Annotated in this window: 9 protein-coding genes, 2 tRNA genes, 2 rRNA genes, 1 pseudogene and 1 riboswitch (1 of these 15 only partly in view); of the genes and pseudogenes, 9 read left to right on the forward strand and 5 right to left on the reverse strand. The window is 62.2% G+C overall.

Going from position 1 to position 15,000, the window contains the following annotated elements; genetic code table 11:
• Positions 1-104 (reverse strand): annotated as a pseudogene (locus AC1DW2_RS40870) (chorismate mutase); the annotation flags it as partial.
• 217 nt (positions 105-321) lie between these two features.
• A riboswitch (SAM riboswitch) is annotated at positions 322-401 on the forward strand.
• Between the two features lie 85 nt (positions 402-486).
• Between AC1DW2_RS40870 and metX the strand changes: the two are divergent.
• Both metX and metW read left to right on the forward strand, forming a co-directional pair.
• Positions 487-1,689, forward strand: a complete 1,203-nt coding sequence (gene metX / locus AC1DW2_RS40875) for a homoserine O-acetyltransferase MetX (RefSeq protein ID WP_477008888.1) — start codon at positions 487-489, stop codon at positions 1,687-1,689.
• Between the two features lie 15 nt (positions 1,690-1,704).
• Positions 1,705-2,367, forward strand: coding sequence for a methionine biosynthesis protein MetW (metW, locus tag AC1DW2_RS40880; RefSeq protein WP_063985776.1), 663 nt, complete (start codon positions 1,705-1,707; stop codon positions 2,365-2,367).
• 59 nt (positions 2,368-2,426) lie between these two features.
• On the opposite strand, the gene AC1DW2_RS40885 is transcribed toward metW, so the two are convergent.
• Complete coding sequence (locus tag AC1DW2_RS40885) at positions 2,427-3,290, reverse strand: alpha/beta fold hydrolase (RefSeq protein ID WP_166103782.1); 864 nt, start codon at positions 3,288-3,290, stop codon at positions 2,427-2,429.
• 215 nt (positions 3,291-3,505) lie between these two features.
• On the opposite strand from AC1DW2_RS40885, the gene AC1DW2_RS40890 reads away from it, so the two are divergent.
• A complete protein-coding gene (locus tag AC1DW2_RS40890) occupies positions 3,506-4,192 on the forward strand; it encodes an NlpC/P60 family protein (RefSeq protein ID WP_063985774.1) in 687 nt (228 codons plus the stop codon).
• Positions 4,193-4,317: 125 nt separating this feature from the next.
• On the opposite strand, the gene AC1DW2_RS40895 is transcribed toward AC1DW2_RS40890, so the two are convergent.
• On the reverse strand, positions 4,318-5,106 hold the full coding sequence (locus AC1DW2_RS40895) for an MOSC domain-containing protein (RefSeq protein WP_477008889.1): 789 nt from the start codon (positions 5,104-5,106) through the stop codon (positions 4,318-4,320).
• A gap of 241 nt (positions 5,107-5,347) precedes the next feature.
• Between AC1DW2_RS40895 and clpB the strand changes: the two genes are divergently transcribed.
• Positions 5,348-7,990 carry an ATP-dependent chaperone ClpB gene (clpB, locus tag AC1DW2_RS40900; RefSeq protein WP_354114285.1) on the forward strand — a complete coding sequence of 881 codons (2,643 nt, stop codon included), beginning with the start codon at positions 5,348-5,350 and terminating at the stop codon, positions 7,988-7,990.
• A 79-nt stretch (positions 7,991-8,069) separates the two neighbouring features.
• Here the strand turns inward: clpB and AC1DW2_RS40905 are convergent, their stop codons facing one another.
• Positions 8,070-8,336: a hypothetical protein gene (locus AC1DW2_RS40905; RefSeq protein ID WP_014491677.1), complete on the reverse strand. Its 267-nt coding sequence runs from the start codon at positions 8,334-8,336 to the stop codon at positions 8,070-8,072.
• Between the two features lie 135 nt (positions 8,337-8,471).
• On the opposite strand from AC1DW2_RS40905, the gene AC1DW2_RS40910 reads away from it, so the two are divergent.
• The gene (locus AC1DW2_RS40910; protein WP_477008890.1) at positions 8,472-8,705 is read left to right on the forward strand and encodes a hypothetical protein; all 234 of its coding nucleotides are present in this window, start codon (positions 8,472-8,474) and stop codon (positions 8,703-8,705) included.
• A gap of 77 nt (positions 8,706-8,782) precedes the next feature.
• Here AC1DW2_RS40910 and AC1DW2_RS40915 read toward each other — a convergent pair whose 3' ends face one another.
• On the reverse strand, positions 8,783-10,846 hold the full coding sequence (locus AC1DW2_RS40915) for a peptidoglycan DD-metalloendopeptidase family protein (RefSeq protein ID WP_477008891.1): 2,064 nt from the start codon (positions 10,844-10,846) through the stop codon (positions 8,783-8,785).
• 1,134 nt (positions 10,847-11,980) lie between these two features.
• Here AC1DW2_RS40915 and AC1DW2_RS40920 point away from each other — a divergent pair.
• From AC1DW2_RS40920 to AC1DW2_RS40935, 4 genes are all read left to right on the forward strand, one after another.
• Positions 11,981-13,469: ribosomal RNA gene (locus AC1DW2_RS40920) — 16S ribosomal RNA — on the forward strand.
• Positions 13,470-13,657: 188 nt separating this feature from the next.
• A tRNA-Ile gene (locus AC1DW2_RS40925) sits at positions 13,658-13,734 on the forward strand.
• 33 nt (positions 13,735-13,767) lie between these two features.
• Positions 13,768-13,843: transfer RNA gene (locus tag AC1DW2_RS40930), tRNA-Ala, on the forward strand.
• A gap of 414 nt (positions 13,844-14,257) precedes the next feature.
• A 23S ribosomal RNA gene (locus AC1DW2_RS40935) occupies positions 14,258-15,000 on the forward strand; it runs 2,130 nt beyond the window's last position.
• The 16S and 23S rRNA genes sit together here with 2 tRNA genes alongside, the layout of an rRNA operon.

Genomic DNA, 15,000 nt, shown 5'->3' on the forward strand with positions numbered 1-15,000 from the left:
ATGTCGCCGCGCTGCATCAGGAGACGATGCATGCCCTCGTCGATCGCGTCGATCTCCTTGCGCAATTCCTGGAGCGATGGTGGCGCGGGCGGACGGTGGGACATATCTGCGAGATGCTGGTGAGAGGCGTTCCAATGCGGGTCGGCCAAGGTCAATCGGCAAGGCCGGATCCGCTACGATCGACGTCCTGATTAGGCAGTCGGCGCGGCGAAAGCAAAGAGAAATGCAAAGGGAAACCGGGCCTTTTCGGCCGGCCTTTCAGGGATGAATTTGGCTAATCCGGACTGTGACTTGACGAAAACCGCCCAAGACAGTAGCTTTTGCGCGTTCCGTGGTCATTTGAGCCGGCCGGCTTGCAGCCACGTTAAAAAACTCGCTAAACAGGCCGGGGACGCTTCCGATCCCGGCCGAACCTATCGTTCAGGCCGGGTTTTTCATGGCCTGATTCCAGCGGCAGCCTGACGGGTGTCGCATACGAGGTCGATGATGGTAGGCGTGAAGTCCGTGCCGAGTCCCGCGATCAGTGCCGACGACCGGTCGCATGAGGCGGATCATCCGAATTCGCAGGTCGCGCAGTTCGGCGCCGAGCAGCCGCTGCGGCTCGATTGCGGCATCGATCTCACCCCGTTCCAGATCGCCTACCAGACCTATGGCGAGCTCAACGCCGATCGTTCCAACGCGGTGCTGATCTGCCATGCGCTGACCGGCGATCAGCATGTCGCCAACGTGCATCCCGTCACCGGCAAGTCGGGCTGGTGGGAKACGCTGATCGGTCCCGGCCGACCTCTTGATCCTCAGCACTACTTCATCATTTGCGCCAACGTGATCGGCGGCTGCATGGGCTCGACCGGGCCGGCCTCGATCAATCCGGCGACCGGCAAGGTGTGGGGCCTGGATTTTCCCGTCATCACCATTCCCGACATGGTGCGCGCGCAGGCGATGCTGATCGACCGGCTCGGCATCGACACGTTGTTCGCGGTGGTCGGCGGCTCGATGGGCGGCATGCAGGTGCTGCAATGGACCGCGGCCTATCCCAAGCGCGTGTACTCCGCGCTGGCGATCGCCTGTTCGACACGGCACTCGGCGCAGAACATCGCCTTCCACGAGCTCGGCCGCCAGGCGGTGATGGCCGATCCCGACTGGCACAACGGCCGCTACACCGATCAGGGCATCCATCCGCATCGCGGACTTGCGGTGGCACGGATGGCCGCGCACATCACCTATCTCTCGGACGCCGCGCTGCATCGCAAGTTCGGCCGCCGCATGCAGGACCGCGAGCTGCCGACCTTCTCGTTCGACGCCGATTTCCAGGTCGAGAGTTACCTGCGCTACCAGGGCTCGTCCTTCGTCGAGCGGTTCGACGCCAACTCCTATCTCTATCTGACCCGTGCGATGGACTATTTCGACATCGCCGGTGACCACGGCGGCGTGCTGGCGAAAGCGTTCGCGGGCATCGAGACGCGCTTCTGCGTGGTCTCCTTCACCAGCGACTGGCTGTTCCCGACCTCGGAATCGCGCGCACTGGTGCATGCGCTGAACGCGTCGAGCGCGCGGGTGTCGTTCGCCGAGATCGAGACCGATCGCGGCCATGACGCCTTCCTGCTCGACGTGCCCGAATTCTTCGATATCGCCCGTGCCTTCCTGCAATCGGCAGGGAAGGCGCGCGGGCTCACCGCCAGGATTGACTGACAAGGACGGCTAGCGATGTCTGTGCAGGAAGTGCTGCCGCTGGGCGGCGTTGCGACGGAGCAGTCCGGCCAGTTTCGCGCCGATCATCTGCTGGTCGCCGAGATGGTCAAGCCCGGCTCGAAAGTGCTCGACGTCGGCTGCGGCGAGGGCGATTTGCTCCAGCTTCTGGAGACCCGCGGCATCGACGGGCGCGGCATCGAGCTGTCGCGCGAGGGCGTCAACCGCTGCGTCGCCAAGGGCCTCGCGGTGGTGCAGGGCGATGCCGACACCGATCTCGTCAATTATCCCGACGACGCCTTCGATTACGTCATCCTGTCGCAGACGCTGCAGGCGACGCGGCAGCCGCGGGTCGTGCTGGAGAATCTGCTGCGCATCGGCCGCCGTGCCATCGTGTCGTTCCCGAATTTCGGCTTCTGGAAAATGCGGCTCCAGCTCCTGGTCGGCGGTCACATGCCGCGCACCGAGAATCTGCCGGCGACCTGGTACGACACCGCCAACATCCATTTCTGCACCATCAAGGATTTCGTCGAGCTCTGCGACGCGATCCACGTCAAGATGGAGCGCGCCGAGGCGCTGGATCTCTACGGCCGTCCATTGCGGCTGCGATTGCCGTGGTGGGTGTGGAACATGTTCGGCGAGCAGGGCGTGTTTCTGCTCACGCGCGGGCAGGGGAAGTAGCTGCCGTCATTCCGGGCCTGCGCCTGTCGGCGCATCCCGGAATGACAGCGACTGGCAGCCTAATGCGCCGCCAGCGACCGCGGATCGCGCACCGGCCAGCGCCCGGCTTCCACCAGCGTCACGAACCGCTCCACGCTCTCGTTGAACAGCGCGGGCTCTTCGAGATTGAGCACGTGGCCTGATTTCGGAAACATCGCGAGGCCCGCCGCGGGCAGGTGCTTCTTCAGGAACAGGCTTGCTCCGACGCAGGGATCGTCTTCGTCGCCGCAGATGATCAGCGCCGGTGTCGCTACGCCTCTGATCGCGTCGGTCATCGCAAAGATCGAGGGACGGCCGCCCTGGAAGCCGCGCATCGTGTTCGCGGAGCCTTTGGCATCGTGGCGCGCCAGCGCGGCGTAGAAATCGGCGTGGCCGCGCGGGTCCTTCACGAGGAACGGAATCCGGCTCGGCGCCTCGCGTGTGACCTTTGCGACCTCGGCGGAGCCGAGCGTCTCGAACTGCTCGGCATTGGCGCGGCACTGCTTGCGCCAGTTGTCGAGATTCTCGATCTCCGATCCTGAGCCCACGCCGGCCAGCGTCATCGACAGCGCGCGCTGCGGCGCGTTCAACCCGATCTGGAGCGACGAATAGGCGCCCATCGACAGGCCGACGAGATGCGCGCGCTCGATCTTGAGATGATCGAGCACCGCGAGCGCGTCGGTGTAGAAATGCTTGTAAGTGTAGACCTCGCCATCAGGCACGTCCGACGGGGTGTAGCCGCGCGCGGAATAGGTGATGCAGCGATGGCCGCGCGAGAAGTAGCGCATCTGCGGCTCCCAATTGGTGTAGTCGGCCGCGAACTCATGCAGAAAAATAATCGGCGTTCCCTGACCCGCTTCTTCGAAATAGATGCGGACGTCATCCCTGGTCGTGGCGTGGGGCATTAACTGTTTCCCTCTCTTCAAGCCGCCTTTGGAGAATTGCAGTTAACGTTGTTGTCCGCAATGCGGCAGCCTCAAGCCAGCACCGGCACAAAATCATCGCAGCTATTCGCGGGCGTGGCGTCTTTTTCTCGCCACATCCGGCGGCTTAACGGCCAGACGGATGCCGGCCATCGCACGGGCCGATTGGGGAAGTGGGGTGTCAAGAAGGATGAAGTATGTTGGAGTTGTTTGCGTCTCGCCTGTCGCGTTGTGTTGTCGCGCTGGCGATTTTCTTCGCGGCGGTTGCCGCGTTCGTTTCTCCGGCCTCAGCGCGGCCGCATCATCGTCATAGCGCAGAGCGGCACGCTTACGTGCACCACGCCAGACATCATCATTACCGTCATTATCGCCACCATGCCCGCAGCTCGCGCTTCGAGCGCGGCGCGGCGCAGTTGCAGGCGAGCGGCTTCGCCGACACCCAGGCGAGCTACAATCCGAACGCCAATGTCGGCGGCATGGCCAACAACGGAATGACCAATCCTGGAATGGCCAATAGCGGTGGCGGCTTCGGCGGCGGATCGGGCCTCGTGTCCGAGGCGCGCCGTTATATCGGCGGCAATCCGACCGGGCGCGGCAGCCTGTGGTGCGCGCGCTTCATGAACATGGTGCTGCAGCATACCGGCCATCAGGGCACCGGCTCCGACATGGCGAGCTCGTTCGCGCGCTACGGCACGCGTGTCTCCGGTCCGCAGGTCGGCGCCATCGCGGTCATGTCGCGCGGTCGCCGGGGCGGCCATGTCGGCATCATCACCGGCGTGGACGCGCAGGGCAATCCGATCATGATTTCCGGCAACAACGGCAATCGTGTTCGCGAGGCGCCGGTCTCGCGCGGCCGGATCTATGCGTATGTGATGCCGAACTGACGACGGAGCCGTAGGGTGGGCAAAGGTGCGCAAGCGCCGTGCCCACCGGCGGTGCAACGGAGTTAGATGGACCGGAGTGGTGGGCACGCTTTCGCTTTGCCCACACTACGGCAGCGGCGGACGGCTCACACCAATCTCGGCGCTTCCACCGCGATCGCGTCACCGACGCCGATCTCGCCGTCGGCGATCACCTCGGCATAGATGCCGCAATCCATGTGGCCGAGATTGCGCGAGAGCGTCGGCGGTATCTCGAGATCGCGCTGCGCGGTCTTGGGATCGACGTTGACCGCCGGGCAGCGGACGATGCGCTTGACCACCTTGAGCCGGGCGTCGCCGATCGCCAGCGTCTCGCCGACGAGGTCGAGCTCGGACCAGGCCGGCCAGCCCTTCACGTAGAGATTGGCGCGGAAGCGCAGTGGATTGACTGCGGCGCCGCCGAGCATGGTCTCGATCGCCCGGACGCTGTCGAGATTGATGATCGATACGACCTTGCGGGCGACGTCCGAAAAGCTGTGGTCGCGGCCGGACAGAACTTTTGGCGGGCCCTTCAGCTCCGGCTGAAAATTCTCCGTGAAATAATCCTCGATGGCGGCGCGCCCGGCAGTGGTCTCCAGATCGCCGCTGGCGACGATCTGGCCGTCCTTGCGGATGGTCAGGCGGTTGGTCGCGTCCTCGAACCGGCTGTCGAGGGACGCCAGCCGCTCATTGCGCGCCAGCATCAGGAACTGGATTTTCGGCTTCCAGGCCGGCGCCTCCGGATCGAAGCCGCTCGGTCCGTTCTCGATGGCGTAGCGGCGGTCGGCGGGCAGGGTCTGGCCGGTCCGCAAGGGGACCCGGGGCAGGGATTCCGGCGTCAGGCCTTTGATCGGGTAACGGTAAAGGCCGGTGATTTCGGCGGTCTGGCTGGCTGTCATGTCGCTACTTAAGGGATTCGACCTGCTGGCGCCAAGCAGGCGGACCCGTGCACGAAATTGTGAACGCGCCTCTTCCGATCCGAGGCCAAGCTTCCCACATCTGGGTCAGGCCGGCGCCAGCGCCGGCTGATAACGACCGCTGCCGGTTGAGGAACGTCAACGCGTCCAGCGGAAACCCAATGAAGATGCCGTTTGGAGTGCCTTAGAGGGCTCCAGGGGCAGGCCGAGGGAAAGAAAAGACATGAACATCGACAAATATACCGAACGCTCCAGGGGCTTCGTTCAGTCAGCGCAATCGCTTGCGGTGCGCGAGGGGCATCAGCAGTTTTCGACCCTGCACGTCCTGAAAGTTCTGCTGGACGACAATGAGGGGCTCGCTGCCGGTCTGATCGACCGCGCCGGCGGCAATTCCCGCGCCATCCTGAAGGCGACCGAGGACGCCCTCAACAAGGTGCCGAAGGTCTCCGGCGGCGGCGCCGGCCAGATCTATCTGGCCCCCGAGCTCGCCCGCACTTTCGACGCCGCCGAAAAGGCCGGCGAGAAGGCCGGCGACAGCTTTGTCACCGTCGAGCGGCTGCTGCTCGGCCTCGCGCTGGAAAAGACCAGCGAGGCCGGCACGATCCTGGCCAAGGGCGGCGTCACCCCGCAAAATCTCAATGCCGCGATCGAGGCGCTGCGCAAGGGCCGCACGGCGGACTCGGCGACCGCCGAGAACGCCTATGACGCGTTGAAGAAATATGCCCGCGACCTGACCCAGGCTGCGCGCGACGGCAAGCTCGACCCGGTCATCGGCCGCGACGAGGAGATCCGCCGCACCATCCAGGTGCTCTCGCGCCGGACCAAGAACAATCCCGTGCTGATCGGTGAGCCCGGCGTCGGCAAGACCGCCATCGCCGAGGGCCTCGCGCTGCGCATCGTCAATGGCGACGTGCCCGAGACCCTCCAGCACAAGAAGCTGCTCTCGCTCGATCTCGGCGCGCTGATTGCGGGTGCGAAGTACCGCGGCGAGTTCGAGGAGCGGCTGAAGGCCGTGCTCCAGGAAGTCACCGCGAGCGAGGGCAATTTCATCCTGTTCATCGACGAGATGCATACGCTGATCGGCGCCGGCAAGGGCGACGGCGCGATGGACGCGTCCAACCTGCTCAAGCCCGCGCTCGCGCGCGGCGAGCTGCACTGCATCGGCGCCACCACGCTCGACGAGTACCGCAAGCACGTCGAGAAGGATGCGGCGCTGGCGCGGCGCTTCCAGCCGATCTTCGTCAGCGAGCCCTCCGTCGAGGACACCATCTCGATCCTCCGCGGGTTGAAAGACAAGTACGAGCAGCACCACGGCGTGCGGATCACCGATTCCGCGCTCGTGGCGGCGACGACGCTGTCCAACCGCTACATCACCGACCGCTTCCTGCCGGACAAGGCGATCGACCTCATGGACGAGGCGGCCGCGCGGCTGAAGATGCAGGTCGATTCCAAGCCGGAAGAGCTGGATTCGCTCGACCGCGAGATCATCCGGCTCAAGATCGAGCAGGAAGCTCTCAAGAAGGAGAGCGATCTCGGCTCCAAGACCCGTCTCGAGGGGCTTCAGAAGGAGCTCAGCGAGCTCGAAGAGAAATCCGCGGCCCTGACGTCGCGCTGGAGCGCGGAGAAGAACAAGCTCTCCAACGCCCAGAAGCTGAAGTCAGAGCTGGACGCGCTACGCGTCGATCTCGCCGACGCACAGCGGCGCGGTGAATTCCAGAAGGCCGGCGAGCTGGCCTATGGCCGGATCCCGCAGCTCGAGAAGCAGCTCGCGGACATCGAGGCGCGTGAGGGCTCCGGCGATATGATGGAGGAGGCGGTCACCGCCAACCACATCGCGCAGGTGGTCTCGCGCTGGACCGGCGTGCCCGTCGACAAGATGCTGGAGGGCGAGAAGGAGAAGCTCCTGAAGATGGAGGAGCAGCTCGGAAAGCGCGTCGTCGGCCAGGCCGAGGCCGTGCGTGCGGTGGCAACCGCCGTGCGCCGTTCGCGCGCGGGCCTGCAGGACCCGAACCGGCCGACCGGCTCGTTCATGTTCCTGGGGCCCACCGGTGTCGGCAAGACCGAGCTGACGAAAGCGCTCGCGGAGTACCTGTTCAACGACGAGACCGCGATGGTCCGCCTCGACATGTCCGAGTACATGGAGAAGCACTCGGTCTCGCGGCTGATCGGTGCGCCTCCCGGCTATGTCGGTTATGACGAGGGCGGCGCGCTCACCGAAGCGGTGCGGCGCCGGCCTTATCAGGTCGTGCTGTTCGACGAGATCGAGAAAGCGCATCCTGACGTCTTCAACGTCCTGTTGCAGGTGCTCGACGACGGCCGCCTGACCGATGGTCAGGGCCGTACCGTCGATTTCCGCAACACGCTGATCATCATGACCTCGAACCTCGGTTCGGAGTATTTGGTGAATCAACCGGAGGGCGAAGACACCTCAGCCGTGCGTGAACAGGTGATGGGAATGGTGCGTGGGCATTTCCGGCCCGAGTTCCTGAACCGTGTCGACGAGATCATCCTGTTCCACCGCCTGCAGAGGAGCGAGATGGGCCGGATCGTCGAGATCCAGTTCGCCCGGCTGCAGAAGCTGTTGACCGATCGCAAGATCGTGCTGACGCTCGATGCCGCGGGCCGCGACTGGCTTGCTGCGAAAGGCTGGGATCCCGCCTACGGCGCAAGGCCGCTGAAGCGCGTGGTCCAGCGCTACCTCCAGGATCCGCTCGCCGAGATGATCCTAGCCGGAGACGTCAAGGACGGGGATACGGTCGCGATCTCGTCCGAAGGCAACGTGCTGACCTTCAACGGCAAGGCGCCGCAGACTGCGGAGATCGCCCAGTTCGAGGCGCCGCCGGCGTCGAAGCGGAAACTGAACTGATCGTCGCGCTCACTGCAAAACGAAAAATCGCCCCGGAGAGGCCAACTCTCCGGGGCGAATTGCTTTGACGAGGTTCGCTCTAGCTGACCGCGGATGTTGAGCCGGGTTCGGCTGGACCTTGCTCGTCGCTGTCCTCTTCGAGCTCCGACAGGATGTCGACAAGCTCGCGCACGCGTCCGTGCGCCAGCGGGCGCAAATCATTGATCATCGGCTCGTCATTGGCGAGCCATGCCTGGGCTTCGGCGAGTTCCTCGACCGTCGCGCCGGTTCCGATGATCTGGGCGATGGTGACTTCGTCGGCCCGATCCACTGTCTTGACGACATCGTCGCGTGAGAGGCGCCGCATGGGGATCCTCCTGTTGGTCGGCTTCCGTCAGCATTTAACCGGCAAACTCGCGTGCCGGTTCCACCGGGCAGGTTTCCTCCGCGCTACTTCCTGGTGACTTTGTAGATCGCGTTCTCGATATCGGAGGAGAAGTRGATGACGCCGGAGGCCGATGGCGACGCCGGTCGGGATGTTGCTGGGCAGGCCGCCGGGTGCGCCCGTCAGGCCGATCGGAAGATTGGCAGCGATCTCGGTGACCTTGCCGCTGTCCGGCGCGATCTCGATCAGTCGCCTGGCGCCCACTTCCGCCACGATCAGCCTGCCGTCGCTCCCGCGCGCGATGCCTTGATGCCGCTTTGGCAAACAAAACTTGACGTTGTGGCGCAGTGAAACGACGTCGTTCCACGACGTCGCATCCAGATCATGTTTTTCCAGAGATGTCCGGTCGATTTCGGCCGGTTGAGGGATCAGCGGTTGGTGACCTGCAACGGGCCGCCGGTTGCGTCCGAAATGCGGGCGATGGCGCCATTGCGGCCGCTCATCATGGCGTCGAGCCGGTCGCGTTCCYTCTCGAAGCCCGCCAGCACCGTGCCTTCCAGCGAACGGCCGCGCGGCAATTTTACGCGCAGCGGATCGACGAAGCGGCCGTTGACCAGGATTTCGTAGTGGACGTGGGGGCCGGTCGATTGGCCGGTCGAGCCGACGAAGCCGATCACCTGGCCCTGCCGCACCTTCTTGCCGATCTCCATGCCCTTGGCGAAAGCCGACATGTGGCCGTAGGCGGTCTCGTAGCCGTTGGAGTGCTTGATGCGGATATATTTGCCGTAGCCGCCTTCGGGGCCGACCTTCTCGAGCACGCCGTTGCCGGAAGCGAAGATCGGAGTGCCGTAGGAGGTGGCCCAGTCGACGCCGGTGTGCATCTTCACATAGCCCAGGATCGGATGGCGGCGGCCGCCGAAGCCGGAGCGCATGATCGCGTTGTTGACGGGCTTCCTGACCAGGAATTTTTTCGCGCTCTTGCCGGTCTCGTCATAGTAGTCGACGACGCCGTCGTCGGGGCTCTGGTAGCGGTAGTATTTCTTGGTCTCGCCGCCGACCGTGAGGGAGGCGAACAGCACGTCGTTCTTTTCGCTCGACGTCACGCCCTCGTCTTCGCCGGCATAGAACACGTCGAATGAATCGCCCGGCTGCACCTTGCGCTGGAAATCGACGTCGTAGGAGTAGATCTTGATCATGTCCTCGATGACCGGCATCGGGACTTTGTTGCGCATCGCGGTCTCGTAGATGCTCTGGTAAAGCCGTACGCCGGTGCCGTCATCGTCGTCATCGTCGTCGCTGTTGGCGTTGGCCGCGGCATCGGCGACGGTGTTCATGCTGGAGACGTCGACCGCGACGTATTTGCCGAGATCGGACAGCGCCGCGATCGCCTCGACCATGGTGTCGTTTGCAACCACGACGCGATAGGGTTGGAGGCGGGCGCCGGGGCTTGCGGGCGCCATCAGGATGCGGAGTTTTTCGCCTTCCTTCAGGCCGCCGTCGCGGCCGCGCGGGCCGAGCGTCGCGGTGATCGCCTTGATCTCCTCGGCCGTCGCGCCGAGATCGCGCAGGACGGAGCCGACGCTGTCGCCCTTCTTGACCACGTGGACGCGCTCGCCGTTGGGATTGCCGCCGGTGATCTGCTCCTTGGTCTTCGGCAGCAGCGTGACGTTTTCCGGCACCACGCGCGTCTCGAAGCCGGCATAGGGATCGGACGGCGACGCTTCGGTGGCGTAGGCCATCTTCATGTCGGAGGGGCCGGTCGCGCCGGAGACGTCGGCGGTGGCATTGGCGAGCGAGGCGTAGCGCACCCCGCCATTGCCGCGCCAGTTGGCGGCGTCGCGCACCCGCATCAGGATGTCGTCGAGCGCCACCACGGCGGAAATCTTGGCCTTCGGCAGCACCGGCGACAGGTCCTTGGTGACGAAGGAGACTTCGGCATCGGGCTCGACGGCTTCGGGATTGTTCGGATCTTCCGCCGCGGTCTTCGGATCGGAGCCAACATCGGTGAGCAGGCGCTGGGCGTTGAACGGTGGGATTTTCGCCGACAGATCGCTCGTCGTCATCGACAGATTGCCGGCGATCCGGACGAACGGGCGCACCCGCATCACGTCGCGGTTGCCGACGCGGGCGACGGTGGAGACGCGCATGATGTTGCGCGAGGCCGTGGATTCGTTYGGCGGCGGCAGGCGGTCGCTCTTGTGCAGCGTGGCGGCGCGATCGGCCGCGCCGAATGCTCCGCGCAGCGCGCCTTCGACGCGCTCAGGCACCTTGGCGAAGGTCATCTCACCGTCGAGAGAAGCGAAAACGGCGCCGCCGATCAGGGCTGCGCCGCAGAGTCCGGTCAGAATTGTCCCGCTGAACCATTGCACGGAAACGCGGCGGCGATCGATGACGGCGGCCTCGGAACCATCGACGGACAGCGGCGGCTCGTGGCCGAGATCGATGATCCCGGTCTCACGCCCGTAAGCGCCGCGCGACGTCCTGTGGTTCAAACCAAGTCCCCCAATCAACGACCCAAGATGCCTGCTTTCGAACCCTTCCTGGCCGCCCTCTTGAAGGGGGATCGCCGGAAAAGGCAAGCCGCACAGGCGCCCGCGCTCAGAAAGCCCTCGATGGGCCGGCCGAAATTACGAACAGCTGGACGGGTAAAGGTCTCTCGATGTCTCTCGAATGTCGAAGGAAGGCTGCGTCATCTGCAAGATCGCCTTCCTCTGACCCCATGAAAATCGCCGGCAGCCCCCACTGGCATCCCGCGATTCAAGCTCGTCTGTACCAGAACGCCGCGGGATTGTGGCTCTAGTACGGCGCCTAATATGGAAAAAGTTTCCTGAACGGCCGGGCGCAAGAAGCCCGTCTGGCAGGCGCCGGGGGACTAGGTCTGGCCTGGGGTGGAGCTCGGTCCAGCCTTGGATGGGGCTCGTCTGCCATGGACGAGGGCTCGGTCCGGCCCGAATGGGCCTCCGCCTGTCCGGGCCCCGGGGGCGTCTGGAAGGACGCCGGGGGAGGGTGCCTGGAGAGGCGTCCAAAGCCCCCTCCGGAGCCCGCCGGCGGGCAAGCTTTTTTTGAGATTTTTTGCGGTGCAGCTTTGATCCGGCCATTGGCGGCCCTTCTAATTGACTGGGATCGCTGGATTTTTTTCGATGATCCACCGTGCGACGATTTGTTGACAATGGGCGTTGACAATCCCGGGCGGGGGGGCCTATAACCCGACCACTGAGCGCGGCGCCGCCGGGTCAATGACCAAGGCGAGCGAACGCGCCACTGATGCTCCTCACCTTGTTGAGTGACACAACAGTCGACRTAAGTCGATTGGAGTTCATTCATCGTCGGTAAGGGTGTCGGAACCCTTCCACTCTGGAAGGTTGGGRCCTCYTGGTCCCGGGCTGTTTGACAAGTGAAGATGAAGAAAGAGAAACGTGGACGGCGGAGTCCTTGCGCCTCTCGGACACTGAAGAGCTTCGGCTTTTGAGTTCTGAGAGGGGACGAAAGACTTCGGCGGTACACGTTTTAAAGGAAACACCATCGYTGCCAGCGATGTGAATCGCGGGCAGCTCGRCGACTTCGGTTGTCGAAATAATGGTGGGACCTCGTCAAACGTTGTGATCAGCCGGTTCAAAGTTCAAGTCCAACTTGAGAGTTTGATCCTGGCTCAGAGCGAACGCTGGCGGCAGGCTTAACACATGCAAGTCGAGCGGGCGTAGCAATACGTCAGCGGCAGACGGGTGAGTAACGCGTGGGAACGTACCTTTTGGTTCGGAACAACACAGGGAAACTTGTGCTAATACCGGATAAGCCCTTACGGGGAAAGATTTATCGCCGAAAGATCGGCCCGCGTCTGATTAGCTAGTTGGTGAGGTAAYGGCTCACCAAGGCGACGATCAGTAGCTGGTCTGAGAGGATGATCAGCCACATTGGGACTGAGACACGGCCCAAACTCCTACGGGAGGCAGCAGTGGGGAATATTGGACAATGGGGGCAACCCTGATCCAGCCATGCCGCGTGAGTGATGAAGGCCCTAGGGTTGTAAAGCTCTTTTGTGCGGGAAGATAATGACGGTACCGCAAGAATAAGCCCCGGCTAACTTCGTGCCAGCAGCCGCGGTAATACGAAGGGGGCTAGCGTTGCTCGGAATCACTGGGCGTAAAGGGTGCGTAGGCGGGTCTTTAAGTCAGGGGTGAAATCCTGGAGCTCAACTCCAGAACTGCCTTTGATACTGAAGATCTTGAGTTCGGGAGAGGTGAGTGGAACTGCGAGTGTAGAGGTGAAATTCGTAGATATTCGCAAGAACACCAGTGGCGAAGGCGGCTCACTGGCCCGATACTGACGCTGAGGCACGAAAGCGTGGGGAGCAAACAGGATTAGATACCCTGGTAGTCCACGCCGTAAACGATGAATGCCAGCCGTTAGTGGGTTTACTCACTAGTGGCGCAGCTAACGCTTTAAGCATTCCGCCTGGGGAGTACGGTCGCAAGATTAAAACTCAAAGGAATTGACGGGGGCCCGCACAAGCGGTGGAGCATGTGGTTTAATTCGACGCAACGCGCAGAACCTTACCAGCCCTTGACATGTCCAGGACCGGTCGCAGAGATGTGACCTTCTCTTCGGAGCCTGGAACACAGGTGCTGCATGGCTGTCGTCAGCTCGTGTCGTGAGATGTTGGGTTAAGTCCCGCAACGAGCGCAACCCCCGTCCTTAGTTGCTACCATTTAGTTGAGCACTCTAAGGAGACTGCCGGTGATAAGCCGCGAGGAAGGTGGGGATGACGTCAAGTCCTCATGGCCCTTACGGGCTGGGCTACACACGTGCTACAATGGCGGTGACAATGGGATGCTAAGGGGCGACCCTTCGCAAATCTCAAAAAGCCGTCTCAGTTCGGATTGGGCTCTGCAACTCGAGCCCATGAAGTTGGAATCGCTAGTAATCGTGGATCAGCACGCCACGGTGAATACGTTCCCGGGCCTTGTACACACCGCCCGTCACACCATGGGAGTTGGTTTTACCTGAAGACGGTGCGCTAACCCGCAAGGGAGGCAGCCGGCCACGGTAGGGTCAGCGACTGGGGTGAAGTCGTAACAAGGTAGCCGTAGGGGAACCTGCGGCTGGATCACCTCCTTTCTAAGGATGGTTCTTCAGAAGCTTGCTTCTATCGAACCGTTTTAGAAACATCAGTGGCCAACGATCGTCAGGATTGTTGAGCTGCATTGGCGGGATTTCGCCGTCTTCGTTTCTCTTTCTTCGCGGACGAACACGCGCTGGGGCTGCAAGCTTGCAGAATCCCTGGTCCTTGACTGGATATGCGTTAGGGGCTTGTAGCTCAGTTGGTTAGAGCGCGCGCTTGATAAGCGTGAGGTCGGAAGTTCAAGTCTTCCCAGGCCCACCACACTCATCGAGTGAGCATTCGTCTTCTGGTTACGGGGCCATAGCTCAGCTGGGAGAGCGCGTGCTTTGCAAGCATGAGGTCGTCGGTTCGATCCCGTCTGGCTCCACCAGATGGTTTGATCATCGACTGATCGTGCACCTGAATCGTCCGCGGAACATCACTTCGCACTTGCTAGTCCGGATGGACAGTGAGCTGCGTGATTTCTGACATCGTAAAGAGGAGATCGATCCGAGTTGGATCGGGCAACAAGCAATTGTTGCGCGATACTTCATTATCTCCGGATCATTTCGGCGCTCGTGCGCCTTTCAATGTAGCTCACAAGGCTGCGTTTGAGAGACATGCGAGTTGTAAATGATCCTTTTAGCGAAGCTTGACCGCCTCGCTATCGGAACGATCTTACGAAGCAAGCTGGTCTTTCTAATCATTGTCCGGCTGTGAGAATAGCGTTCATCGAGGACGCGCGCCGCAAGGCAGTTCTTACAGACAACATTCTGCCGAGTGTGTGGACATTGATAATGAGAGCAATCAAGTGCCTTAAGGGTGTTCGGTGGATGCCTTGGCGCTGAGAGGCGATGAAGGACGTGCTACGCTGCGATAAGCCGTGGGGAGCTGCGAAGAAGCTTTGATCCATGGATTTCCGAATGGGGAAACCCACCTTCGATAGCCGGAACTCCAAGACCTTTGTCGAAAGACATTGGTGTGGGGTTCGATCAGAAATGAGAGATGCCTAGGCCTTTAGATTTCGATCGAAGAGGTTTTGGATTTCCGGTTATCAAGAGAAGGTATGAGACTTCTGAATACATAGGAGGTTTCAAGCAAACCCAGGGAACTGAAACATCTAAGTACCTGGAGGAAAGGACATCAACAGAGACTCCGTTAGTAGTGGCGAGCGAACGCGGACCAGGCCAGTGATACATCAAAGACAATCGGAACCGGTCAGGAAAGCCGGGCCTTAGAGGGTGATAGCCCCGTACGAGTAATGCGATGATGTATCCACGAGTAAGGCGGGACACGTGAAATCCTGTCTGAACGCGGGGGGACCACCCTCCAAGCCTAAGTACTCCTCAGCGACCGATAGTGAACCAGTACCGTGAGGGAAAGGTGAAAAGCACCCCGACGAGGGGAGTGAAATAGACCTGAAACCGGACACCTACAAACAGATGGAGCCCAAGATACGTTCTGGGTGACATCGTACCTTTTGTATTATGGGCCAGCGACTTAATTTAACGAGCAAGCTTAAGCCGATAGGCGAAGGCGTAGCGAAAG

Source organism: Bradyrhizobium sp. P3_C3, from assembly GCF_056402655.1.

Coding starts and splice junctions, on each gene's coding strand:
- metW (WP_063985776.1), top strand. CDS start 1,705: ATGTCTGTGCAGGAAGTGCTGCCGCTGGGCGGCGTTGCGACGGAGCAG.
- AC1DW2_RS40885 (WP_166103782.1), bottom strand. CDS start 3,290: ATGCCCCACGCCACGACCAGGGATGACGTCCGCATCTATTTCGAAGAA.
- AC1DW2_RS40890 (WP_063985774.1), top strand. CDS start 3,506: ATGTTGGAGTTGTTTGCGTCTCGCCTGTCGCGTTGTGTTGTCGCGCTG.
- AC1DW2_RS40895 (WP_477008889.1), bottom strand. CDS start 5,106: ATGACAGCCAGCCAGACCGCCGAAATCACCGGCCTTTACCGTTACCCG.
- clpB (WP_354114285.1), top strand. CDS start 5,348: ATGAACATCGACAAATATACCGAACGCTCCAGGGGCTTCGTTCAGTCA.
- AC1DW2_RS40905 (WP_014491677.1), bottom strand. CDS start 8,336: ATGCGGCGCCTCTCACGCGACGATGTCGTCAAGACAGTGGATCGGGCC.
- AC1DW2_RS40910 (WP_477008890.1), top strand. CDS start 8,472: ATGACGCCGGAGGCCGATGGCGACGCCGGTCGGGATGTTGCTGGGCAG.